The 22,319-nt window shown below is 70.4% G+C and carries 20 protein-coding genes; 13 read left to right on the top strand and 7 right to left on the bottom strand.

All coding sequences use genetic code 11. From position 1 onward, the window contains the following. Window positions 1-48 precede the first annotated feature (48 nt). From AA0Y20_RS03450 to AA0Y20_RS03435, 4 genes are all read left to right on the top strand, one after another. A complete protein-coding gene (locus AA0Y20_RS03450) occupies window positions 49-1,806 on the top strand; it encodes an alkaline phosphatase family protein (RefSeq protein ID WP_412937485.1) in 1,758 nt (585 codons plus the stop codon). A gap of 124 nt (window positions 1,807-1,930) precedes the next feature. Next, entirely contained in the window at window positions 1,931-4,252 is a 2,322-nt protein-coding gene (gene purL, locus AA0Y20_RS03445) for a phosphoribosylformylglycinamidine synthase subunit PurL (RefSeq protein ID WP_412937482.1), read from the top strand. A gap of 7 nt (window positions 4,253-4,259) precedes the next feature. Continuing rightward, window positions 4,260-4,418, top strand: coding sequence for a hypothetical protein (locus AA0Y20_RS03440; RefSeq protein WP_412937479.1), 159 nt, complete (start codon window positions 4,260-4,262; stop codon window positions 4,416-4,418). Between the two features lie 131 nt (window positions 4,419-4,549). Continuing rightward, the gene (locus tag AA0Y20_RS03435; RefSeq protein ID WP_412937477.1) at window positions 4,550-5,383 is read left to right on the top strand and encodes a hypothetical protein; all 834 of its coding nucleotides are present in this window, start codon (window positions 4,550-4,552) and stop codon (window positions 5,381-5,383) included. A gap of 49 nt (window positions 5,384-5,432) precedes the next feature. On the opposite strand, the gene AA0Y20_RS03430 is transcribed toward AA0Y20_RS03435, so the two are convergent. The 4 genes from AA0Y20_RS03430 to AA0Y20_RS03415 form a co-directional block, all read right to left on the bottom strand. Further along, window positions 5,433-6,344 carry a glycine betaine ABC transporter substrate-binding protein gene (locus AA0Y20_RS03430; RefSeq protein WP_412937474.1) on the bottom strand — a complete coding sequence of 304 codons (912 nt, stop codon included), beginning with the start codon at window positions 6,342-6,344 and terminating at the stop codon, window positions 5,433-5,435. Window positions 6,345-6,416: 72 nt separating this feature from the next. Next, window positions 6,417-7,340 carry an ABC transporter permease gene (locus AA0Y20_RS03425; protein WP_412937472.1) on the bottom strand — a complete coding sequence of 308 codons (924 nt, stop codon included), beginning with the start codon at window positions 7,338-7,340 and terminating at the stop codon, window positions 6,417-6,419. Continuing rightward, complete coding sequence (locus AA0Y20_RS03420; RefSeq protein ID WP_413331977.1) at window positions 7,340-8,623, bottom strand: quaternary amine ABC transporter ATP-binding protein; 1,284 nt, start codon at window positions 8,621-8,623, stop codon at window positions 7,340-7,342. Before AA0Y20_RS03420 ends, AA0Y20_RS03425 begins: the two co-directional genes overlap by 1 nt. Before the next feature lie 412 nt (window positions 8,624-9,035). Beyond that, window positions 9,036-9,332: a chorismate mutase gene (locus AA0Y20_RS03415; RefSeq protein WP_023953263.1), complete on the bottom strand. Its 297-nt coding sequence runs from the start codon at window positions 9,330-9,332 to the stop codon at window positions 9,036-9,038. An 89-nt stretch (window positions 9,333-9,421) separates the two neighbouring features. Between AA0Y20_RS03415 and AA0Y20_RS03410 the strand changes: the two genes are divergently transcribed. After that, window positions 9,422-10,570, top strand: coding sequence for an AI-2E family transporter (locus AA0Y20_RS03410; RefSeq protein ID WP_412937468.1), 1,149 nt, complete (start codon window positions 9,422-9,424; stop codon window positions 10,568-10,570). A gap of 34 nt (window positions 10,571-10,604) precedes the next feature. On the opposite strand, the gene AA0Y20_RS03405 is transcribed toward AA0Y20_RS03410, so the two are convergent. The 3 genes from AA0Y20_RS03405 to AA0Y20_RS03395 form a co-directional block, all read right to left on the bottom strand. Continuing rightward, window positions 10,605-11,780: a lactonase family protein gene (locus AA0Y20_RS03405; protein ID WP_412937466.1), complete on the bottom strand. Its 1,176-nt coding sequence runs from the start codon at window positions 11,778-11,780 to the stop codon at window positions 10,605-10,607. A gap of 1 nt (window position 11,781) precedes the next feature. Next, window positions 11,782-13,068 (bottom strand): adenylosuccinate synthase, encoded by a 1,287-nt coding sequence (locus AA0Y20_RS03400; protein ID WP_412937464.1) that lies wholly within the window; start codon window positions 13,066-13,068, stop codon window positions 11,782-11,784. Between the two features lie 83 nt (window positions 13,069-13,151). Next, on the bottom strand, window positions 13,152-13,700 hold the full coding sequence (locus tag AA0Y20_RS03395; RefSeq protein ID WP_412937461.1) for a TetR/AcrR family transcriptional regulator: 549 nt from the start codon (window positions 13,698-13,700) through the stop codon (window positions 13,152-13,154). Between the two features lie 44 nt (window positions 13,701-13,744). On the opposite strand from AA0Y20_RS03395, the gene AA0Y20_RS03390 reads away from it, so the two are divergent. The 8 genes from AA0Y20_RS03390 to AA0Y20_RS03355 all read left to right on the top strand — a co-directional run bounded on the left by AA0Y20_RS03390 (window position 13,745) and on the right by AA0Y20_RS03355 (window position 22,319). Then, window positions 13,745-14,539 carry an SDR family NAD(P)-dependent oxidoreductase gene (locus AA0Y20_RS03390; RefSeq protein ID WP_412937459.1) on the top strand — a complete coding sequence of 265 codons (795 nt, stop codon included), beginning with the start codon at window positions 13,745-13,747 and terminating at the stop codon, window positions 14,537-14,539. Window positions 14,540-14,658: 119 nt separating this feature from the next. Further along, a complete protein-coding gene (locus AA0Y20_RS03385) occupies window positions 14,659-15,156 on the top strand; it encodes a transporter substrate-binding domain-containing protein (protein ID WP_412937458.1) in 498 nt (165 codons plus the stop codon). Next, window positions 15,153-16,142: a cation transporter gene (locus AA0Y20_RS03380; protein WP_412937456.1), complete on the top strand. Its 990-nt coding sequence runs from the start codon at window positions 15,153-15,155 to the stop codon at window positions 16,140-16,142. The genes AA0Y20_RS03385 and AA0Y20_RS03380 overlap by 4 nt, the downstream gene beginning before the upstream one ends. Before the next feature lie 86 nt (window positions 16,143-16,228). Further along, window positions 16,229-17,248 carry an LLM class flavin-dependent oxidoreductase gene (locus tag AA0Y20_RS03375; protein ID WP_412937455.1) on the top strand — a complete coding sequence of 340 codons (1,020 nt, stop codon included), beginning with the start codon at window positions 16,229-16,231 and terminating at the stop codon, window positions 17,246-17,248. A 16-nt stretch (window positions 17,249-17,264) separates the two neighbouring features. Continuing rightward, the gene (locus AA0Y20_RS03370; protein ID WP_412937453.1) at window positions 17,265-17,828 is read left to right on the top strand and encodes a dihydrofolate reductase family protein; all 564 of its coding nucleotides are present in this window, start codon (window positions 17,265-17,267) and stop codon (window positions 17,826-17,828) included. Window positions 17,829-17,920: 92 nt separating this feature from the next. Continuing rightward, window positions 17,921-19,111, top strand: coding sequence for an LLM class flavin-dependent oxidoreductase (locus AA0Y20_RS03365; RefSeq protein ID WP_412937452.1), 1,191 nt, complete (start codon window positions 17,921-17,923; stop codon window positions 19,109-19,111). Beyond that, window positions 19,108-20,433: an NtaA/DmoA family FMN-dependent monooxygenase gene (locus tag AA0Y20_RS03360; protein ID WP_412937451.1), complete on the top strand. Its 1,326-nt coding sequence runs from the start codon at window positions 19,108-19,110 to the stop codon at window positions 20,431-20,433. The genes AA0Y20_RS03365 and AA0Y20_RS03360 overlap by 4 nt, the downstream gene beginning before the upstream one ends. Then, window positions 20,430-22,319 (top strand): FAD/NAD(P)-binding protein, encoded by a 1,890-nt coding sequence (locus tag AA0Y20_RS03355; protein ID WP_412937449.1) that lies wholly within the window; start codon window positions 20,430-20,432, stop codon window positions 22,317-22,319. Before AA0Y20_RS03360 ends, AA0Y20_RS03355 begins: the two co-directional genes overlap by 4 nt.

Here is a 22,319-nt window from a genome sequence, read left to right as displayed (position 1 = left end):
GCTGTGAGAGTAGCCTGATCGCCGAGCACCGAGCGAGGGAGGGGACCCGTGGCCGACGCCGACAGCGACGAGACGGATGCCTCCTGGTCGAGCCGCCGACCGTCGCGTCGCGACTTCCTCCGACGTGCGGGCCTGGGCGCCGCCGGCCTCGCCGTCGGAGGCTCGGCCGGGGCTGCGGTGACGGCGGCGATGACGGCGCATCCCCCCGAGTTCGCGCCGCTCGCCGCGCGGAGCGTGGCCGGGTTCGACCACGTCGTGGTGCTCATGTTCGAGAACCGGAGCTTCGACAACCTGCTCGGCCACCTGTACACGGCCGAGGAGAAGAGCGCGGCCGACTTCGACGGCATCCTGCAAGGCGACCACGCCAACACGGCCCCCGACGGCACGGTCGTCCCCGCGCACGTCTACACGGGCGCGACCGACCACATCATGCAGCAGCCGCAGCCCGACCCCGGCGAGACCTACCCCCACGTCAACACGCAGCTGTTCGGGACGATCGACCCACCCGCGAACGCCGACATCGCCCGCAACGGACTGCAGCCGCCGTACAACGCGCCCGGGACCGGGAGCGCGCCGCGCAACGACGGGTTCGTGCACGACTACATCGTCAACTACCGCCTCGCGAAGAAGCGCGAACCGACCGCCGACGAGTACGCCACCGTCATGGGCGGCTTCTCGCCCGAGATGCTGCCGGTCGTGTCGACGCTCGCCCGCGAGTTCGCCGTCTACGATCGCTGGTTCGCCGGGGTGCCCTCGCAGACCTTCTGCAACCGCAGCTTCTTCCACGCCTCCACGTCGCACGGCTACGTGGTCAACCACACCGGCGACAACTACGACAAGTGGATCGACGCGCCCGCGGCTCCCACAATCTTCAACCGCCTCGAGGACGCCGGCCTGTCGTGGCGCGTCTACTACGACGCGACGCAGCTCGTATCCCTCACCGGCATGCTCCACGCGCCGGTGCTCGAGCGGTACTGGAAGACCAACTTCCGCGTCATGGAGCAGTTCTACGAGGATGCCGCCAACGGCGACCTTCCCGACTACGCCTTCATCGAGCCGCGCATGGTCTTCAACCACAACGACATGCATCCGCCGTGGGGCGCGACCCGCGAAGGCGAGCTCGAACTGCCCGACGGCAGCCGCATCCGCATCACCAACAGCGCCGACAGCGACGTCCGCGCCGGTGACAAGCTCGCACAGGACGTGTACGACGCGATCCGCACGAGCGCGTCGACATCCGGCTCGAACGCCATGAACACCGCGCTCGTCATCACCTTCGACGAGCACGGCGGCACCTTCGACCACGTCGCCCCACCGGCCGCACCGCCGCCCGATGCGAGCGGCCCCGGCGAGATGGGCTTCACCTTCGACCGCCTCGGCCTGCGGGTGCCGGCCATCGTGGTGAGCGCGTACACCGCCGCGGGAACCGTGATCCACGACGAGATGCACCACGGTTCGGTGACCAACACGCTCTGCCGGCTGCATGGGCTGCGGCCGCTCAACGTGCGCGACGAGACGGCGAACCCGATCTTCAACGCGGTCAATCTCACGACGCCGCGCCAGCCGTACACGTGGCCGCAGCCGCAGTCGCTGTACGTGCCGGCGAACCCCGAGAAGGGGGCGACGAAGGCCCCGGACGAGAAGCACCACAAGCGGCCGCTCACGCCACCCGCGCGCGGGCTGCTCGGTCTGCTGACCTCGCGCTTCGACCCCGGCAGCACGCTGCCCGCGACCTACGGCGAGGCGTACGACGCCCTCGTCGAGCACGGCACCGGCCTCTTCGGCGCATACGACGCGCCCTCCTGAGCGTCGACTCGCCAGAAAGTGCGGATGCCGGACCGCCCGCATCCGCATTTCCTGGCGACTCGACGGTTCGGCGGGACAACTAGACTGATCGCGTCCGGCATCCCGAGTCCTGGAGTCCAGCCGCGTGAGCACCCCTGTCGCAGATACCGTCGAGAACGCCACCGCCACTCCGGAGCGTGATCAGCCCTACGGAGCCCTGGGCCTCAAGCCCGACGAGTACGCGAAGATCCGCGAGATCCTCGGCCGACGTCCCACTTCGGGCGAGCTGGCGATGTACTCGGTCATGTGGAGCGAGCACTGCTCCTACAAGTCGAGCAAGAACTACCTGCGCCGCTTCGGCCAGAAGGTCTCCGACGAGATGAAGACCCGCCTCATGGTCGGCATGGGTCAGAACGCGGGCGTCGTCGACGTCGGCGAGGGCTGGGCGGTGACCTTCAAGGTCGAGTCGCACAACCACCCGAGCTACATCGAGCCGTTCCAGGGTGCCGCGACCGGCGTCGGCGGCATCGTCCGCGACATCATCTCGATGGGGGCGCGCCCCGTCGCCGTCATGGACCAGCTGCGCTTCGGCGCCATCGACCACCCCGACACCGCCCGCGTGGTGCACGGCGTCGTGAGCGGCATCTCGTTCTACGGCAACTGTCTGGGCCTCCCGAACATCGGCGGCGAGACGGTCTTCGACTCGGTCTACCAGGGCAACCCGCTCGTCAACGCCCTCGCGGTGGGCGTCATGCGCCACGAGGACATCAAGCTGGCCAACGCCACCGGCGCCGGCAACAAGGTCGTGCTGTTCGGAGCCCGCACGGGCGGCGACGGCATCGGCGGCGCGTCGATCCTCGCGTCCGACACCTTCGCCGACGGCGGACCCACCAAGCGCCCCGCGGTGCAGGTCGGCGACCCGTTCGCCGAGAAGGTGCTGATCGAGTGCTGCCTCGAGCTGTACGCGGGCGAGCTCGTCGAGGCCATCCAGGACCTCGGGGCCGCGGGCATCTCATGCGCCACGAGCGAGCTCGCCGCCAACGGCGGCTCGGGCATGCGGGTCGACCTCGAGAACGTGCTGCTGCGCGACCCCTCGCTCACGCCCGAGGAGATCCTCATGAGCGAGAGCCAGGAGCGGATGATGGCGATCGTCGCGCCCGAGAAGCTCGACGCCTTCCTCGCCGTCGTCGGCAAGTGGGACGTCGAGACGAGCGTGCTCGGCGAGGTGACCGGCGACGGCCGCCTGCAGATCTTCTGGCACGGCGAGCAGATCGTCGACGTCGACCCCTCGACCGTCGCGGTCGACGGCCCCGTCTACGACCGCCCGGTCGCCTACCCGACCTGGATCGACGGCCTGCAGGCCGACTCGGCGGCATCCCTCCCCCGCGCCGCCGACGGCGACGCGCTGCGCGACGAGTTCCTGCAGCTCGTGGCGAGCCCGAACCTCGCCGACACGTCGTGGATCACGAACCAGTACGACTACTACGTGCTCGGCAACACGGCGCTGAGCTTCCCTGACGACGCCGGAATGATCCGCGTCGACGAGGAGTCGGGCCTCGGTTTCGCGATCGCCACCGACTGCAACGGGCGCTACTGCCAGCTCGACCCGTACGCGGGCGCACAGCTGGCCCTCGCCGAGGCCTACCGCAACGTCGCCGTGACCGGCGCGAACCCCACCGCCGTCACCGACTGCCTCAACTTCGGCAGCCCCGAGAACCCCGAGGTCATGTGGCAGTTCGGTCAGGCCGTCGACGGCCTCTCCGACGCGTGCCTCGAGCTCGGCGTCCCGGTCACGGGCGGCAACGTGTCGTTCTACAACCAGACCGGCGACCAGCCGATCTTCCCGACCCCCGTCGTGGGCGTGCTCGGCATCGTCGACGACGTCGCCCGCCGCATCCCGTCGGGCTGGCAGGATGCCGGCGAGAACATCTACCTGCTCGGCACGACCGCCGAGGAGCTCGACGGATCGGCCTGGGCCGACACCATCCACGGCCACCTCGGCGGACGCCCCCCGAAGGTCGACCTCGCGGGAGAGAAGCGGCTCGCGGGCCTCATCCAGGCGGCGTCGCAGCAGGGTCTGATCTCGGCTGCGCACGACCTGTCGACGGGCGGCCTCGGCCAGGCCCTCGCCGAGGCGACCACCCGCTTCGGCGTCGGCGCCCGCGTGTGGCTCAGCGAGATCGTCGAGCGCGACGGCGTGGATGTCTCGACGGCGCTGTTCAGCGAGTCGACCGGTCGCGTGATCGTCTCGGTCCCGCGCGAGGAGGACGTGAAGTTCCGCGGCCTCTGCGAAGGCCGCAACTACCCCGTGATCCGCATCGGCGTGACGGATGCCGCCGAGGGCGTCGAATCCGTGCTCGACATCCAGGGTCTGTTCTCGGTGCCCGTCGCCGAGATCCGCGCCACGTCGCGCGCGACCCTGCCCGCCGCCTTCGGCGACATCGTCGACGAGGTGCCCGCGTCATGAGCCGGTCATGAGCGGTCGCGACCTGACGCCGCCGGGCGACGACGACGAGTACGCCGGCTTCGCCCGCGGGCGCTCGCGTCGCATGCGGGTGACCGCGTGGGTCGCGATCGTCTCGCTGATCGTGGTCGGCGGGGGCTCGACCGTCTTCGCGCTGCTCTTCGGCTGATACAGCTGCAGGACTCGTGGGGCTGGTGCGGCCTCACGGCGGGTTCGACCGTGCACCAGCACCGCCGATCCGACAGGTGTATCCCCAGCCGGCACGAAGACTGCACGCGGCGAGGTGCGTAGGCTGAAGTCGTGGATCCGATCCTCGCGCTCGCGGCCGAGTGGTGGTGGATCGCGCCGGCGGGAGCCAGCGCGGGCGCCCTCGGCTGGGCCGGCCTGCGCCGCAGCCGACCGTCGCAGCGTCGACTCGAGCTCGATGCCGCGCAGCTCGACCTCCGCCGCGCGCAGCAGGGCGTGACGCACGCCCGCGCACAGCTGAAGGTTGCGCGGGCCGAGCTGATGCGAGCGCAGGCCGAGAAGTCGACGCCGAGGGCCACCGCAGGAGCCGTGCCGGAGGCGCGACGACGCCTGCAGATCGCCGAGCGCCAGGCGCGCGCCGCCGTCGCCGAACTCAAAGCACGTCGCGCGGGCGTGCAGGCTGCACGCGCAATGATGCCCGGTTCCCGCAAGGAGATCGACCGGATGCCGCTCGCTCGGCTGATGGCGGAGCACGACGCTCTCCTGGCGCGGTGGATGGACTACGAGACCGATGCCGCGAAGGCGATCGGGTTCCCGATGATGCTCGACGCCCGCTGGCCTCCGATGGACCTCTTCCTGCGCGAGCACCAGCAGGCGTCATGGCTGCGGCCGGCCTCGCGCGATGCGCGCATGGCGCCGGCCGACTACAGCGCCTATCGCGAGGCCGTCCGTCGCGCGACCCATGCCTTCGACGCGGCCGAGCGCGCAGCCCGGCAGGGAACCCCCCGCGAGCTTCCCGAGCCCGACGATCGTTCACCCGATTGGGCGGAGGTCGCGCAGGACCTCCTCGACAACGCTCAGCGCGCGATCACGCGGTCGACCGAGATGTGGAATCGGATGCGGCGCGACCGCCCGTCACGTCCGGAACGCGGCGACCGGCAGGAGTGACGGAACCCCCAGGGCACGCCCCGGGGGTTCCGTTCTGCATCAGGCGAGATCAGCTGGTCTGCAGACCCTCGACCTGGCTGCCGTACTCCTCGAGCCAGGCGGTGATCGCCTCGGCTTCCTTGCCCTCGCCGTATTGGTTGACGACCATGTCCTCGAGCGCGGCGTACTGCTCGTCGTCCAGCTGGATCTTCGCGATCAGCTCGGCCGCCTCGGGGTACTCGTCGGCGAAGCCGGACGTCGCGAGGAAGTGCAGCGCCTCGGTGTCGCCCATCGCGCCGCGCGGGTCCTCGAGGTCCTTCAGGCCGTAGCGCTCGTTGGCCCAGAACGGACGCCACGACGTCACGACGATGTCGCGCTGAGCGGCGATCGCCGTGTCGAGCTCGGTGAGCATCGCGGCGGTCGACGAGGTGACGAGCTCGTACGTGCCGTCGAGGCCGTACTCGGGGATCATCGACTCCTGCGTCTGCTTCGTGAGGCCCGCGCCCGGCTCGATGCCGTAGATCTGCCCGCCGAAGCGGTCGGCGTTGGCGGCGAGGTCTTCGATCGAGGTGATGTCGACATACTCGGGCACCGCGATCGTGAGCTTGGCGTTGTCGTAGTAGGCGCCGAGATCGTCGATCTGGTCGCCGTAGCGCTCCATGTACGAGGCGTGGGTGAGCTCGGGCCATGCCGACGGGTAGATGTCGACGTCGCCCTGCGCGAGGCCGGCGTAGAGCGGTCCCGCCTCGGTGAGCTCCTGCATCTCGACGGTGTAGCCGAGCTGCTCGAGCTGGTTCTCGAGCAGGTATGCGGTGCTGAGGCCGTCGGTCCACGAGGGCAGGTAGCCCAGCGTGATGGTGCCCTTGCTGTCGCCGTTCTCGCCAGAGCCGCCTTCGGCCTGGTTACCGCTCGCGCATCCGGCGAGGGCGAGGGATGCCGCGGCGCCGAGCGCCACGATCCCGGTGAGGTGTCGCTTGTTCATCGTGTGCCTTCCGTATGGATTCATTCGTTCCGTATGGGTGGTGCAGGGAGGATACGTTCGGGATGCCGCGGCTCAGGCGGCCGTGGCGAGCTCGCGCTTCTCCGCGGCGGTGGCAGCCGCCGCGGCTGTGCGCCGTCGGCTGAGCACGCCGAGGATCGAGCCCTTCTGGCCTTTCATGTCGCCGAGGGCGGACGTCAGCCGATCGAGGTAGATCGCGAGGATCACGACGCTGAGGCCGGCCTCGACACCGGTGCCGATGTTGACCGTCGACATCGCCTGCACGATCTCCTTGCCGAGCCCGGGGGCACCGGCGATGCCGGCGATGACGGCCATCGAGAGCGCGAGCATGATCACCTGGTTGACGCCGGTCATGATCGTCGGCATCGCGAGCGGCAGCTGAACGCCGCGCAGGATCTGGCCCGGCGTCGCGCCGAACGCGTGACCGGCCTCGACGGTCTCGGAGTCGACGCTGCGGATGCCGAGCTCGGTGAGACGCACGCCCGGGGGCAGCGCGAAGATGACGGTCGCGACGAGACCCGGCACGAAGCCGATGCTGAAGAACACGATCGCGGGGATCAGGTACACGAACCCGGGCATCGCCTGCATCAGGTCGAGCACGGGCTTGATGACCGCGCTGAAGCGGTCGCTGCGCGCGGCGAGGATGCCGAGCGGCACGGCGATGACGACGGCGATGATCGTGGCGATCAGCACGAGCGCGAGTGTCTGCATCGCGGTGACCCACTGACCGACGCCGAGGATGATCGCAAATGAGATGGCGGTGCCGATCGCGAACTTCCACGACCGCAGGAACCAGCCGAGCAACGCGGCGACGATGATGACCACGACGATCGGTGCGCTCAGCAGCAGGTCGGCGAGCGAGCCGACGAGCCAGCCGACCGCCGTCGAGATCGCGCCGAGCAGCCACGAGACGTTGTCGCGGATCCAGTCGACCGCGACCTCGGCCCACTGGCCGAGCGGAATACGGAAACCATCCATCAGCGCACCTCCCCGTTCTGGAGGGTTGCGCCGTCGACGGCGGTCGCCTCCGCGAGCACCTCATCGATCGCGGCCTGCGGCATCGGCTGCAGGGGGATCGTGATCTCCTCCGTCGCACCGGGGCCGGGGCCGAGAGCGGCGAGCAGGGTGATGCGGGGGATGACGCCGACGAGGCGTCCGTCCGCGTCGGTGACGGCGAGCGGCAGCGGCGACTCGACGGCCGGGACGAAGAGGTTCATGAGCACCTTGTCCTGGCTGACGGTCTGCGGCGCGGGCTTGATCACCGACGACAGCGCCGACTCGCCGCGGCGGACGAGCTTGACGGCGTCACGGTCGGTGACGACGCCGAGCAGCTTGCGGTCGCGGCCCACGACGTAGGCGGCCGACATGAAGGCATCCCGCATCTGCTTGAGGGCGACGCGCGGTCCGGCGGATTCGGCGACGACGGGCCGCGGGCGCTCCATGACGTTCGCGGCGGTGAGGACGCGCGCGCGGTCGACGTCCTGCACGAACTGCTCGACGTAGTCGTTGGCCGGATCGGTGAGGATGTCTTCGGGCGTGCCGATCTGCACGATGCGACCGTCGCGCATGACGGCGATGCGGTCTCCGAGGAACATCGCCTCGTTGAGGTCGTGCGTGATGAAGATGATGGTCTTCTGCAGCTTCTGCTGCAGCTCGAGCAGCTGCTCCTGCATCTCGCGTCGGATGAGGGGGTCGAGCGCGCTGAAGGCCTCGTCCATGAGCAGGATGTCGCTGTCGGCGGCGAGCGCGCGGGCGATGCCGACGCGCTGCTGCATTCCGCCGGAGAGAGCCGACGGCAGCTTGTCGCCCCAGCCTTCGAGCCCGACGAGGGCGAGGATCTCCTCCGCCCTGGCGAGGCGCTCGGCTTTGCCGACGCCGCGCAGCTCGAGCGGATAGGCGACGTTGGCGGCGACGGTCCGGTGCGGGAGCAGAGCGAAATGCTGGAAGACCATCGCGATGCGCTCGCGACGGATGCTGCGCAGCCGGGCGGGCGCGACGTCCGTGATCGAGTCGCCCTTCACCGTGATCGTTCCGGCGGTGGCGTCATGGAGACCGTTGAGCATGCGGATCAGGGTCGACTTGCCCGAACCGGAGAGGCCCATGATGACGAAAATCTCACCGGGCTGAACGGTGAAGGACGCGTCGATGACGGCGGCGGTCCCGGCGTCGGAGATCTCGTTCCGCTGGGCTCCCGCCCGCAGCTTCTCGACGACGGACTTCGGGTTGCGCCCGAAGACCTTGTACAGATTCTTGGCTTCCAAAGCGGGGGAGGTCGTTTCCCCCGAAGAAGACGGACTGGTCACAGGTCACCTCGGCAGCCGGTGCAGGCTGCATCGGTTACGCCCGGGTGGCGACCTCTCGGCGCGTCTCGCGACGGCGTCTCGGCTGCGGATGTCGGACCCACGAGCACAGGCCGCCGACCATACGCTCGCCGGTCTGGCACCTCAGGAGATTGCCACCAGCGACCGCGGACTGGTCGGGTAGTGGCCCGCGGAGGGCCTCATCCAACGTTTCACGTTCACGGGGAGGTCGCAAATCGGATCCGAGATTTGACCCCTGATCGGCCATTCCGCTATCACGCGCGCGTGCGACGAGAAAATCGTGTGATTCCCGTTGCAGCGCTCCGCCGTCGAGCGCTTGATCCGGCAGCTCGCGGATGCGGGCGGCTGAGCGTCAGTCCGCGATGTCCTCGGCTGCGATCCGGTGGTGCCGGATCACTTCGGCGACAACGAACCCGAACCACTTCTGAGCGAACTCGGGATCGAGGTCGGCCTCTTCCGCGAGGCGGCGCAAGCGGGCGATCTGTCGCTCCTCGCGACCGGGGTCGGAGGCGGGCATCCCGTGCGTCGCCTTGAGCTCACCGACCTGCTTCGTGCACCGGAACCGTTCGGCCAGCATGAAGACGAGCGCGGCGTCGATGTTGTCGATGCTCGCGCGCAGGCGGTGGAGTTCTGTCGTGGCGTCGGTCATGGTGGCTCCTTCCCCCGCCGACCCTATCTTCTCGGCGGGTGCTCGCCGGCCCGCCGCGGGCGCGGATGCCCCGGCTCTAGAGTGTGACCATGACGAAGCCTCGCTCGACCGGCACCGCGCCCGCCGGCCCCATCGCCCCGGTCGCCGAGCCGGCGACACGCGACCAGCCCATCTGGGGCGCGCTCTCCCGGCCGTTCGCCGCGGGCTTCTTCCTGGCCCTCGGCGCTCTCGCGGCCATCGTGCTCGGCCTGGCGATCTCCAGTCTGTCGACGGTCCTCATCTATGTGGCGATCGCGCTGTTCGTCGCGCTCGCCCTCGACCCCGTCGTCCGGTTCCTCGTGCGCCGCGGCATCGCGCGGGCGTGGGGCATCGTCATCACGTTCGCCGCGCTGGCGCTGATCATCGCCGGCATCCTGTGGGTCGTCCTCCCGCCGGTCGTCCATCAGATCGAGCAGTTCGCGAAAGACGTGCCGAACATCGTCAGCGACGTACTGAAGAGCGACACCGTGCGATGGGCCGAGGACACCTTCGGCGACAGCCTGAGCGACGTTCTCAACGAGGTGCAGAGCTTCGTCACCAACCCGTCGAACATCGCGGCGATCGGCGGCGGCCTGCTGCAGGTCGGCGTCAACGTCGTCACCGCCATCTCGGGCTCGATCATCGTGCTCGTCCTGAGCCTCTACTTCCTCGCTTCGCTCCCCCGCATGAAGAACGCGCTCGTTCGCATCTCGCCGGCACGCTCGCGCGCCACGGTGGCCGACATGACGCGGCAGATCACCGAATCGATCGGTGGCTACCTCTCGGGCATGGTCGTCCTGGCTCTGATGAACGCGACGTTCGCTTTCATCCTGTTGACGATCCTCGGCGTTCCGTTCGCGGCGCTGATGGCCGTGCTGGCGTTCGCGATCACGCTCATCCCGCTCGTCGGAACGGTGATCTTCTGGGTGGGTGCGTCGGTCATCACCCTGCTGACGAACCCGACTGCTCCGGTGCCGGCCATCATCTTCGCTGCCGCCTATCTGCTGTACATGCAGGTCGAGGCATACATCCTCACACCACGCGTCATGAACCGCACCGTCTCGGTTCCCGGATCGCTCGTCGTCATCGGTGCGCTCGTCGGCGGGACGCTGCTGGGCCTGCTGGGCGCGCTCGTCGCGATCCCCGTCACCGCGTCGATCCTGCTGATCATCAACCAGATCGTGATCCCGCGTCAGGACGCGAAGAAGCTGCCGCACTGAGTCCGATGCCGCGTCCCGTTCGCGGGACCCGGCATCACGCGACCGGCAGGATGCAGGTCGGGCTCGGCGCCGCGACGCGGTGGCGCGCCCGCCCGGGGACACCGGTGCGCGGGTCGCGCGTCATCGAGACGACCTCGTTCGAGAGCTGCCCGGCGACGAGCAGGGTGTCGCGGACGACGACGTGGTGCCGCGGCCAATCGACACCGGCATCGACGAGCGCGAGCTGCTCGAGCTGGTCGCCGGCTCCCCGAACGCGCAGCACCCCGAGGGTGTTGCTGCCGCGGACTCCGGCGTAGACGGTCTCGCCGTCGGGAGTCATGGCGACCTCGGCCGCCGTGTCGTCGTCGAGCGCCCCGAGGATCCCGGTCGCCGACAGCATCCGCCAGTCGCCGGCACGATCGGGGCCGAGCACGAACACCTCGCGCGAGAGCTCCGTGAGCACGTAGAGGTGACCGCTGGGGTGCCAGAGGGTGTGACGCGGGCCGCTGCCGAGCGGCAGTGCGACCTGCTGCACGAGGCGGAGCCCGCGGGGGCGGTCGCGCCAGAAGCGCACGAGGTCGAGGCCCATGTCGGTCGTGACGATCAGACCGCCGGGCAGGTATCGCGCCTGGTGCGACCGGGATGGGCGTGCAGCCGCGGCATCCTGATCGGGACCGGGACGGGGCGGCGCGGGCACGTCGGAACCGGGCACGAGATGCGCGAACTCGGGACCCGCCGCCTCGCGCAGCGCCCGAGCGGCGGCGGCGAGGTCGAGGTCCTCCGCCGTCGGCTCGGCGGAGGCGTCGGGTCCATAGGGGTCGACGGCGGCGGGGGCGATCACCGGGGCCGACGGGACACCGGCGGCATCGACCGTCATCCGCACGACGCGACCGTCGCTCCAGCAGCTCGCGATGAGCGACGCTCCGTCGGGGGCGACCGCGACGTGGCACACGGCCTCGCCGGCCGGGACCGGACCTCCGAGCGGTGTCCACGTGTCGGGGCCGGTGCGCCGGTAGGCCTGCACCTCGCCGCGGAACTCGAGCGCCGCGTAGACGACATCCAGGCGCGGATGACGGGCCACCCACGACGGCGACGACGCAGTCACGACCTCCGTGCGCAACGAGAGCTGGCCGTCGGCGGTCGGCCCGTCGGCGTCGCCCGCGTGCAGCAGGCCGATGCCCGCGGCTTCGCCACCCATGTCGGCGGTGTAGCCGCCGAGCAGCAGGCGCACGTCAGTCGACGAGGTCGTGGCGGACGATGACGGCGTCGCGGGCGGGCCCGACACCGATCACCGAGATGCGCGTGCCGCTCATCTTCTCGAGCGCCAGCACGTACTCCTGAGCCGCGGAGGGGAGGTCGTCGAACGTGCGCGCCGTCGAGATGTCCTCCTTCCAGCCGGGGAAGTACTCGAGGACCGGCTTGGCGTGGTGGAAGTCGGACTGGTTGACCGGCACCTCGTCGAACCGCTCGCCGTCGACGTCGTAGGCGACGCAGACCGGGATGCGGTCGAGCCCGGTGAGGATGTCGAGCTTCGTGAGCACCAGGTCGGTGATGCCGTTGATGCGCGTCGCGTACCGCGTGATCGGGGCGTCGTACCAGCCGACACGGCGGGGGCGGCCGGTCGTCGTGCCGAACTCGAAGCCCCGCGAGCGGAGGAAGTCGCCGTTCTCGTCGAACAGCTCGGTCGGGAACGGACCGGAGCCGACGCGCGTCGTGTACGCCTTCACGATGCCGACGATGCGGTCGAGCCGGTTGGGACCGACCCCCGATCCGGTCGCGGCGCCACCGGCGGTGGCCGACGACGAGGTGACGAAGGGGTACGTGCCGTGATCGACGTCGAGCATGGTGGCCTGCCCGCCCTCGAACACGACGACGTCGCCGTTGTCGAGCGCGTTGCTCAGCAGCAGGCCGGTGTCGCAGACCATCGGCCGCAGGCGATCGGCATAGGAGAGCAGGTCGTCGACGATCTCGTCGGCGGTGATCGCGCGGCGGTTGAAGACCTTGACCAGAAGGTGGTTCTTCTGGTCGAGGGCGCCCTCGACCTTCTGCCGCAGGATGTTCTCGTCGAACAGATCCTGCACCCGGATGCCGACGCGGTTGATCTTGTCGGCGTAGGCCGGTCCGATGCCGCGGCCCGTGGTGCCGATCTGACGCTTGCCGAGGAAGCGCTCGGTCACCTTGTCGAGCGTGCGGTGGTACTGCGTGATGAGGTGCGCGTTGGCGCTCACCTTCAGACGCGAGATGTCGAGCCCGCGCGCCGACAGCGCCTCGAGCTCGGCGAAGAGCACCTCGAGGTCGACGACGACGCCGTTGCCGATGACGGCGTTGACGCCCGGCGAGAGGATGCCGCTGGGCAGCAGATGCAGGGCGTACTTCTCGTCACCGATGACGACGGTGTGCCCGGCGTTGTTGCCGCCGTTGAACTTGACGACCCAGTCGGTGCGGTCGCCCAACAGGTCGGTGGCCTTGCCCTTGCCCTCGTCGCCCCACTGGACGCCGACGATGACGATTCCCGGCATGCGGATCTCCCTTTCTGTCGAGGAGGGATTGCACCCCATCCTATCGACACGGACGCAACGCCCCCCGGTCGAGGCCGGTGGCGTCAATCCGCCGGACGAATTCCCGCCCGGATGACCTCGAAGAGTCGCCGGCCGGGCGGACTCACGGCCGTCACACCGAGCGTGCGGGCCGAGTACGCCAGCCCGCAGAGCAGCGCGAGCAGTTCGGCGGAGGTCAGTCCAGGCGTCAGAGTGCCGGCGTCGACCTGTTTCCGCATGAGGTGACCCAGCCCGTCGATGAGGTCGTCTCGCAAGAGCGTCGTCTGGTCCAGTGCCGGGTCTGGACGGGAGGTCACAGCCGCGAACAGCGGATCGCTCACCATGAGCTCGTAGTACCGCTCGAGGAGACCGGCGAACCCCGCAGCCCCCTCGACCTGGGCCATCGCGGCATGCAGCTCGCGGAAACGCTCCCCGACGAGCGACTCCTCGAGCGCCTCGACGGAAGGGAAATGCCGATACACGGTCGCCACCCCCACACCGGCGGCGTGCGCCACGGAGTTCAGCGTCAGCGCATCACCACGCGCGACCGAGCCGCGAGCCGCATCCAGGATCCGCACCCGGTTCTGCTCTGCGTTGCTCTTCCGCGACCCCATCCGTCGAGGCTAGCCCTTTCGGCTTTAGCGGATAGATTATCCGCATGACGCAGACTCGCTATGACAAGCCGGCCGGGAGCCACGCTCCTCGGCCCGTCGCCCTGATCCTCGGGGCGAGCTCCGGCATCGGCCGGGAATTCGCCCGTCGCTACGCACGGGAGGGTTTCGACGTGATCCTCGTCGCCCGCTCGCGCGATGCCCTCGCCGAGCTCGCTCTCGAAATCTCCGAAACGCACACTGTCGAGGCTCAGGTCCGCGTCGCCGACCTGTCCCGGCGGGACGATGTCAGCTCGATCGCGGCCGTCATCGACAGCCTCCCGAGGCTCGACCACATGGTCTTCAGCGCGGGCTCAGCGCCCGAGGGCGACCTGACGCGGTCCGACCCCGTTTCGCTCCGCTCTATGGTCGATCTCAACATCACCGCGCTCACGCTTCTGGGTCGCGCCGCGGTCATCCGGATGCGGCGGTCGGGGCGCGGGACGATCATCAACATCGCCAGCGTCGCCGGATATCAGCCAACCCCCTACCTCGCCGCTTACGGTGCGTCGAAGTCCTACGTTCGCACCTTCAGCGAAGCGCTCTACGAGGAGAACCGCCGCCACGGAGTTCGTGTCATCGCCGTCTCGCCCGGAGATACAGACACCCCGATGAACCCCGGCGCTGCCCGAGGCAAGCGGCAGCCGGAGGACGTCGTGGACACGGCTTGGAGAGCCCTGTCCGGACGCGCGCCGGCGGTCATCGACGGAGCACGCAACCGGGCGCTCGCGGGCCTCGCACGGCTGCTGCCCACGCGTGCGACGCTCCTCATCGCGGAACGGATGTTCCGTTCCCAGGCGTGAACGAGAATGCATGCGGTTCGAGCGCGTCGGAGCAACCCCCTTACGGAGATCGCGGCGCGCGCGCCAGGGTGATGGCGCAGATCGGATGTATCGATCGGACACGCACGGAGGAGGGTCTCATGCACCACCGGCTCGCCGCAGCGGTCGGCGCGGTCCTGTTGCTGCTGACGTCGTCGTTCGCACTCGCGGGGTGCGGGCTGACGATCCCGACCGACCCGTCGGGCACGCTCGCCTCGGTCGAGGGCGGCACGCTCCGGGCCGGTGTCTCGCCGGACGGCGACTGGGTGCAGGTCGACGACGAGGAACCGCAGGGCACCGAGCCCGATGCGATCCGCGCATTCGCCGAGTCGCTCGATGCCGACGTGGAATGGACCGTCGGCTCGGAGGAGGCGCTGGTGCGCGAGCTCGAGAACGGCGGGCTCGACCTCATCGCGGGCGGCATCTCCGACCAGACGCCGTGGACCGACAAGGCGGGAGTCACGCGCCCGTACGCCGAGGCGACGGCGAAGGACGGCAGCACGCTGAAGATCGTCATGCTCGTGCCGCTCGGCGAGAACGCGTTCCTTTCGCGCCTGGAGACGTTCCTCCCGGAGCGGGCGGAGGCGGGTGGGCTATGACCCGGTCGGAAGTGCGATTCGGCCAGACGGAGCTGCCGGAACGCCAGGTCGAGGTGCTGCGACGGGCGGTGCGGCTCGAATGGATCACGATCGCGTTCCTGGCGGTCACCGTGACCCTCGTCTTCCTCGTGCTCGGCAACTCGCAGGCGATGAAGGCGGCGTGGATCGAGGACCTGCTGTCGTTCATCCCACCTCTCGCGTTCCTCATCGCGATCCGCGTCAACCGGCGGCGGCCGACGCTCACACATCCCTACGGCTATCACCGCTCGGTCGGCGTCGGCCACCTGGTCGCCGCCGTCGCACTGTCGACGATGGGCACCTACCTCATCGTGGAGTCGGGGATCGGCCTGCTGAGCGGCGAGCACCCGACCATCGGAACCGTCGAGCTCTTCGGGGTGTCGATCTGGCTCGGGTGGCTCATGATCGGCGTCATGGCGCTGACGGCCGTGCCGCCGGTGCTGCTCGGACGGGCGAAGATCCGGCTGGCGCGCGAGCTGCACAACAAGGTGCTCTACGCCGACGCCGACATGAACAAGGCCGACTGGATGACGGCGGTCGGCTCGATCGTCGGCGTCACGGGGATCGGCCTCGGCCTGTGGTGGCTGGATGCCGCGGCCGCACTGTTCATCGCGGCGGGCATTCTGCGCGACGGGCTGAAGAACCTGCGGGCCGCGATCGTCGACCTCATGGATGCTCGGGCGACGACCTTCGACGACGCGGAGCCGCATCCGCTCGCGGGCGAGATCGACGCGTACCTCGCCGGCCTGCCGTGGGTGTCGGCGGCGGGAAGCCGGGTGCGCGACGAGGGCCATGTGTTCCACGTCGAGTCGTTCGTCGTGCCGCACGACGGCCGCATGCCGAGCCTCGACGAGCTCGAGGCCGCCCGCGAGGGCTGTGTCGAGCTCGACTGGAAGGTGCAGGACATCGTGCTGGTGCCCGTCCGCGAGCTGCCGATCATCGTGCCGGTCGCCGAGTCGCCGGCATGAATCCCCGGGGGCGAGGCGTCTCCGACTGTGTCGGCGTGTGAACACGCTCGGGCCCCGGGTGGATCGGGCATGGCTAGCGTGAAGTCGTGACCGGTCGACTGCGCAAGCTGGGGTTCCTCCACATCGTCCCCTTTCGCCGGGACGACCCGGCGACGGGTCTCGAGGAAGCGTTGCAGCTGTTCTCGTACGGCGAGGAGCTGGGCCTCGACGGCGGCTGGATCCGCACGCGGCACCTGCAGTACGGCGTTCCCTCGTCGGCCGTGTTCCTCGCCGCGGCGGCGCAGCGCACGCGCCGCATCGACCTCGGCGTCGCGGTGATCCCGACCGCCTACGAGTCACCGCTGCGACTGGCCGAGGACCTCGCGACGGCCGACCTGCTCTCGGGCGGCCGACTGCAGCCGGGACTGAGCGTCGGGGCTCCCCGGCTCCCCGACGACGTCGCCGATCGCGTGCTGGGCGAGCGCTGGCGCGAGGAGGACATCAGCTACGGCCGCATCGAGCGCATCCTCGGGTTCATCCGCGGCGACGCCGTCGATCGCGAGCGCGAGATCGGGCTCGGCGGGGTCACCGAGCTCTCGTCCGACCGCGTCGAGCCGCACAGCCCCGGCCTCGCATCGCGCCTCTGGTACGGCGGCGGATCCCTGCGTTCGGCCGGATGGGCGGGAGGCGCGGGGCTGAATCTGCTCGTCAGCAACATCTCCACCGCAGAGGACTCGGAGGTCTTCTCCGAGGTGCAGCGACAGCAGATCGACCTCTTCCGGTCGCGGCATCCGCTCGGCGACGCCGCGACGGTCGGAAAAGGCCACGTCATCCTGCCGACCGACAACGCCACTCCCGAGCAGCGCGAACGCTTCGCTGCTTACGTCGAGACGCGGACGCCTCGCACGCTCGCGCCGCAGGGACCGGGCCGCACCCTGATCGCCCGCGACATCATCGGCTCGACCGCCGAGATCGTCGACACGATCGCGAACGATCCGGCGTTCACCGCTGTCGACGACCTGTTGCTCGAGCTGCCCTTCTCGTTCAGCGCCGAGGACCAGCGGCATATCGTGCGCGAGCTCGCGACGAACCTCGGCCCGGCACTGGGCTGGACCGCGAAGGTGTGAGCAGACAGGATGAGGCATGAGACCTCTCCGATACTCGATCAACGTGACGCTCGACGGCTGCTGCCACCACGAAGCGGGGCTGCCGCCCGACGAGGAGTCGATGGACTTCTGGACGGCTCAGATGGCCGGGGTCGACGCGCTGCTGCTCGGCCGGGTGACGTACGAGATGATGGCGGCCGCCTGGCGTCGCCCCGCATCGGGCGAGTGGCCCGCGTGGATGGACGAGGCGGAGGTCCGCTTCGCCGAGGCGATCGACGGCGCGCGGAAGTACGTCGTGTCGTCGACCCTCAGCGACCCCGACTGGAACGCCGAGCTCCTCACGGGTGACCTGGAGACGGCCGTCCGGGCGCTGAAGGCCGAGCCGGGTGCCGGCCTCTGGGTGGGCGGCGTGGCGCTGCCGACGGCCCTCGCGAACCTGGGGCTGATCGACGAGTTCGAGTTCCTCGTGCAGCCGGTCGTCGCGGGGCGCGGACCGACTCTGCTCGCGGGCCTGGACCGGCAGATCGACCTCCACCCCGTCGACCGCACGCCGTTCCGGTCCGGGGCCGTGGCGACGCGATATCGGCTCCGCAGCGCCTGACCCGGGCTCCCGCCGCGAACTCCGGTTACGACAGGTGTCGCCGAATGACGCGCGCCCTTGGCAGCGCCGAGGGTGAGGTCGACAGTGGGCTCATGTCTCACCGCATCCATCTCGCCGTCGCTCTCGAGCGGGCCGGCTGGCACCCCGCCGCGTGGCGCGCCGCGGGCCTCTCGCCACGCGCGCTCACCACTCCGCGTCACTGGGCCGACCAGGTGCGCGTCCTCGACCGGGCGGGCGTCACCTTCGCGACCATCGAAGACGCGCTCACCCTGACCGATCGCTCCGAGAACGCCGACGCCCCCGACCCGCAGCGCCTGCACGGCCGCGTCGATGCGGTGCTGCTGGCCGCTGCGCTCGCGCCTCTCACCCACCGGATCGGCCTGATCCCGACGGTCACGACGACGCACACCGAGCCGTTCCATGTGGCCACCGGCATCCAGACGCTCGACTTCGCCAGCCGCGGCCGCGCGGGCGTGCGCCTCGTCGTCGGCGGCTCGGCCGCCGAGCGGGCGAACTTCGGGCGCCGCGACGAGCTCGACCTCGAGACCGGGTTCCGCGAGGCGGGCGAGGTCGCCGACGCGCTCGGACGGCTGTGGGACTCGTGGCAGGACGACGCGATCATCCGGGATGCCGCGAGCGGCCGATTCGTCGACGCCGACCGCATCCACAACATCGAGTTCACGGGCGAGTTCTTCTCGATCACCGGCGCCTCGATCGTGCCGCGGTCGCCCCAGGGCCGCCCGATCATCTCGGTGCTCGCGCACCAGACGGTGCCGTTCCGACTCGCAGCCGAGCACGCCGACGTCGTGTTCGTCACGCCGCACGATGCGTCCGCGGCCACCGGGATCCTAGCCGAGCTCGACGGGGCCGCCACCGAGCTGCGCCGCTCTCCCGACCGGCTGCGCGTCTTCGCCGACGTGATCGTGCTGATCGAGGAGACCTCGGCCGGCGCGCGCGACGCGCTCGCGCGGCTCGACGACCTCGCGGGAGCCGAGTTCCGCTCCGACGCGCGGGTCGTCGCAGGCACGGCCACGGAGGTCGCGGAGCACATCCGCGCCCTCGCCGAGACCGGAATCGACGGCGTGCGGCTGCGGCCCGCGCGCCAGCCCGACGACGTCGTCGCGATCGCCGAGCGGCTCACCCCGCTGCTGCGCGCGACCCGCGTGCTGCGAGACGACGACGCCGCCACCCTGCGCGGCCGCCTCGGCCTGCCGCGTCCCGCGAGCAGGTACGCCGCCCCCACGCAAGACTCCGCCCCGGCACGAGAGAAGGTCGCCCTGTGAGCCGTTCACCCCGCCAGATCCACCTGGCCGCACACTTCCCCGGCGTGAACAGCACGACCGTCTGGACCGATCCCACGTCGGGCAGCCAGATCGACTTCGCGGCCTTCGAGTACTTCGCCCGCACCGCCGAGCGCGGCTTCTTCGACTACGTGTTCCTCGCCGAGGGCCTGCGGCTTCGGGAGCACAAGGGCCGCGTGCACGAGCTCGACGTGCTCGGCCGCCCCAACACCCTCGCGATCCTCGCGGCGCTCACGGCGGTCACCGACCACGTGGGTCTCGTCGGCACCCTGAGCACGACGTTCAACGAGCCGTACGAGCTCGCCCGTCAGCTCGCCTCGCTCGACCACCTGTCCGGCGGCCGCGCCGGGTGGAACGCCGTGACGAGCTCCGACGCCTTCCACGGCGCGAACTTCCGCCGCGGCGGGTTCCTCGACCACGCCGACCGCTATGAGCGCGCGAAGGAGTTCGCCGCCCTGTCGAAGAAGCTCTGGGATTCGTGGGACGAGGACGAGGCGCTGCCCCGCCGCATCCGCCACGCGGGTCCGCAGTTCGACGTCGACGCCCTTTTCGATGTCCCGCGCTCGCCGCAGGGGCGCCCGGTGATCGTGCAGGCCGGCGACTCCGCCGACGGGCGCGACTTCGGAGCCGAGCACGCCGAGGTCATCTTCTCGCTGCACCAGGACTTCGACGCGGCCCGCGTGTTCTACGACGACGTCAAGGGCCGCCTGGCCGCGTGGGGTCGTGACGAGGACTCGCTGAAGATCCTGCCCGCCGCGACGTTCGTCATCGGCGACACGGATGCCGAGGCGCGCGAGCGGTCGCGCGAGATCGCGCTTCAGCAGGTGCGGCCCGAGCAGGCGCTGACCTACCTCGAGCAGGTCTGGGGTCGCGACCTCAGCGGCTACGACCCCGACGGTCCGCTGCCCGACGTCGAACCCGACACCGGGTCGGAGACGGCACGCGGCTGGGCCAACCGCCACAAGGCCGTGCAAGCCCGCATCGCCTCGTTGCGCGACCTGTCCGCGGCGGAGGGTCTGAGCGTGCGCGAGCTCGTCATCCGGCTGACGGCGAAGCACACGTTCGTCGGCACGCCCGAGCACATCGCGGGCGAGATCGACCGCTACGTGCAGGAGCGGGCGACCGACGGCTTCACCGTCGTCGGCCATCTGACGCCGAACGGGCTCGACGAGTTCGCCACCCGCATCGTCCCCCTCCTGCAGGAGCGCGGGTCGTACCGCGACACGTACGACAAGGGTGCGACGCTGCGCGACCTGCTCGGGCTGCCAGCCGCGGTTCCGGCCCCCGCATCCGTACCGGCGTGAGCGTCCACCGGCTCGTCTTCGTGGGCGCCGGCCCGCGCGCGATCATGCTCCTCGAGCGGATCGTCGCGCGGTTCGGCGCCGCGGCGGGCACGGCGGACGCTCGTACCGTGGGTGCACCGCGGCTGCACGTCGAGCTGATCGACCCGCATCCCCCCGGTGCCGGCCGCATCTGGCGGCGAGCGCAGTCGCCGCTGCTGAAGCTCAATTCGATGGCGCGCGACGTGACGGTCTTCACCGACGACAGCTGCACGATCGACGGTCCGATCCGGCCGGGGCCCTCGCTGATCGAGTGGGCTGAGCTCTGGCGCAGCGGCGAGCTGACCGCGACCGGCCGGGGCATCGAGATCGACGACGAGGTTGCCGCGGCCGAGGCACGTGGGCTGCGCGGCGACAGCTTTCCCACGCGGCGGCTGCACAGCTACTACCTGGAGTGGTTCTACCGTCGCACGGTCGCCGAGGCGCCGACCGGCGTCACGGTGCGCTGGCGGCCCGACACCGTCGCGAGCGTGGGCCCGGAGAATCGCGTGACCCTATCGAGCGGCCTCGAGCTCGAGGCCGACGGCGTCGTGTTCGCGCTGGGTCACACCGGTCGCGAACCGGATGCCGCCACCGCCGACCTCATCGCGGGAGCCCACCGCGGACGGCTGCAGTACGTGCCGCCGGCTTTCACCGCCGATGCCGACCTCTCCCATCTCGGGGCCGGCGACGACGTCATCGTGCGCGGTATGGGGCTGGCCGCAGTCGATCTCGTCGTGCTGCTCACGCAGGGGCGTGGTGGACGCTTCGTCGACGACGACGGCACCCTGCGGTACGTCGCCTCGGGCCGCGAGCCCCGCCTGCATCTCGGGTCGCGCCGGGGTGTGCCCTACCGTTCCAAGGTGTCGTCGGCGATACAGGGCGACGCGCCGCAGCGCGAGGTGCTGACGCCCACGGCGATCGCCGAGCTGGTGGCCCGCCCCGGTCTCATCGACTTCGAGGCCGATGTCTGGCCGCTCATCGCGGGCGAGCTGCTGCACGGCCACTACCGCGAGCTGTTCACGGGCCACCCCGACCGTGTCGTGGGCGACTGGTCGACCTTCCGTGCGGTGCTGCAGTCGCACGCGTGGGACGACCCGGCGCTTCTGGAGGCGATCGCGGCGACGGTGCCCGACCCGCTCGACCGGTTCGACGTCGCGTCGCTCGACCGTCCCCTGGCCGCGACGACCTTCACCGATCGCGACGACGCGCACGACCGCGTGCGCGCCCACATCGTCACCGACCTGCATCTGCGCACGTCACCGAAGCGCAGTGCCGCGCAGGGCGTCTTCCTGGCCGCCTTGTTGTCGTTCCTCGCGCTTGCCGAGATCCCTGCGGCGCGGTGGAACGAGCGCTCGCGCACGCAGTCGCTGCCGGGGCGGTGGCACACCTTCTTCAGCTATGTCGCGAGCGGCCCGCCGGCACATCGCCTCGAGGAGCTCCTCGCCCTCGCGGATGCCGGGGTCGTCCGCTTCCTCGGACCCGAGATCGATGTCCGCATCGATCCGCAGCGCGGCTTCGTCGCCTCGAGCACCCGGGTCCCGGGCGAGACGGTCGCCCGCAGCCTCGTCGACGCGTGGCTCCCCGGACCCGGCGCCGCCCTCAGCGAGAACCCCGTGCTGCGCGCGCTCGCCCGGCAGCAGGGCTCGGAGGCGCGGGTGCTGACCGACGCCGACGGCCGCGTGCTGACGGCGGGCGGCGTGCCGGCGCCATCCGTCTTCGCGCTCGGACCGTTCACGTCGCTGCCCGAGAGCGGCGCCTTCACCCGCCCGGGGTCGAACGCGCTCTCGATCCGCCAGACGGATCGCACCGCCGGCGCCATCGTCGCCACCGTTCTCGACGCAGCCGTGCCGCTGGTTAGGGTAACCTAA

It is taken from the genome of Microbacterium pratiae (assembly GCF_047302165.1).
GTDB lineage: Bacteria > Actinomycetota > Actinomycetes > Actinomycetales > Microbacteriaceae > Microbacterium.
The sequence above is the reverse complement of the archived record's forward strand: the minus strand, read 5'-3'. Positions and strand labels throughout refer to the sequence as shown.

Bases quoted from the DNA above. Each gene is read 5' to 3' on its own strand.
- AA0Y20_RS03400 (WP_412937464.1), bottom strand. From the start codon at position 13,068: ATGCCGGGAATCGTCATCGTCGGCGTCCAGTGGGGCGACGAGGGCAAG.
- AA0Y20_RS03365 (WP_412937452.1), top strand. From the start codon at position 17,921: ATGTCTCACCGCATCCATCTCGCCGTCGCTCTCGAGCGGGCCGGCTGG.
- AA0Y20_RS03415 (WP_023953263.1), bottom strand. From the start codon at position 9,332: ATGACCGACGCCACGACAGAACTCCACCGCCTGCGCGCGAGCATCGAC.
- AA0Y20_RS03395 (WP_412937461.1), bottom strand. From the start codon at position 13,700: ATGGGGTCGCGGAAGAGCAACGCAGAGCAGAACCGGGTGCGGATCCTG.
- AA0Y20_RS03385 (WP_412937458.1), top strand. From the start codon at position 14,659: ATGCACCACCGGCTCGCCGCAGCGGTCGGCGCGGTCCTGTTGCTGCTG.
- AA0Y20_RS03370 (WP_412937453.1), top strand. From the start codon at position 17,265: ATGAGACCTCTCCGATACTCGATCAACGTGACGCTCGACGGCTGCTGC.
- AA0Y20_RS03425 (WP_412937472.1), bottom strand. From the start codon at position 7,340: ATGGATGGTTTCCGTATTCCGCTCGGCCAGTGGGCCGAGGTCGCGGTC.
- AA0Y20_RS03430 (WP_412937474.1), bottom strand. From the start codon at position 6,344: ATGAACAAGCGACACCTCACCGGGATCGTGGCGCTCGGCGCCGCGGCA.
- AA0Y20_RS03410 (WP_412937468.1), top strand. From the start codon at position 9,422: ATGACGAAGCCTCGCTCGACCGGCACCGCGCCCGCCGGCCCCATCGCC.
- AA0Y20_RS03390 (WP_412937459.1), top strand. From the start codon at position 13,745: ATGACGCAGACTCGCTATGACAAGCCGGCCGGGAGCCACGCTCCTCGG.
- AA0Y20_RS03380 (WP_412937456.1), top strand. From the start codon at position 15,153: ATGACCCGGTCGGAAGTGCGATTCGGCCAGACGGAGCTGCCGGAACGC.
- AA0Y20_RS03440 (WP_412937479.1), top strand. From the start codon at position 4,260: ATGAGCGGTCGCGACCTGACGCCGCCGGGCGACGACGACGAGTACGCC.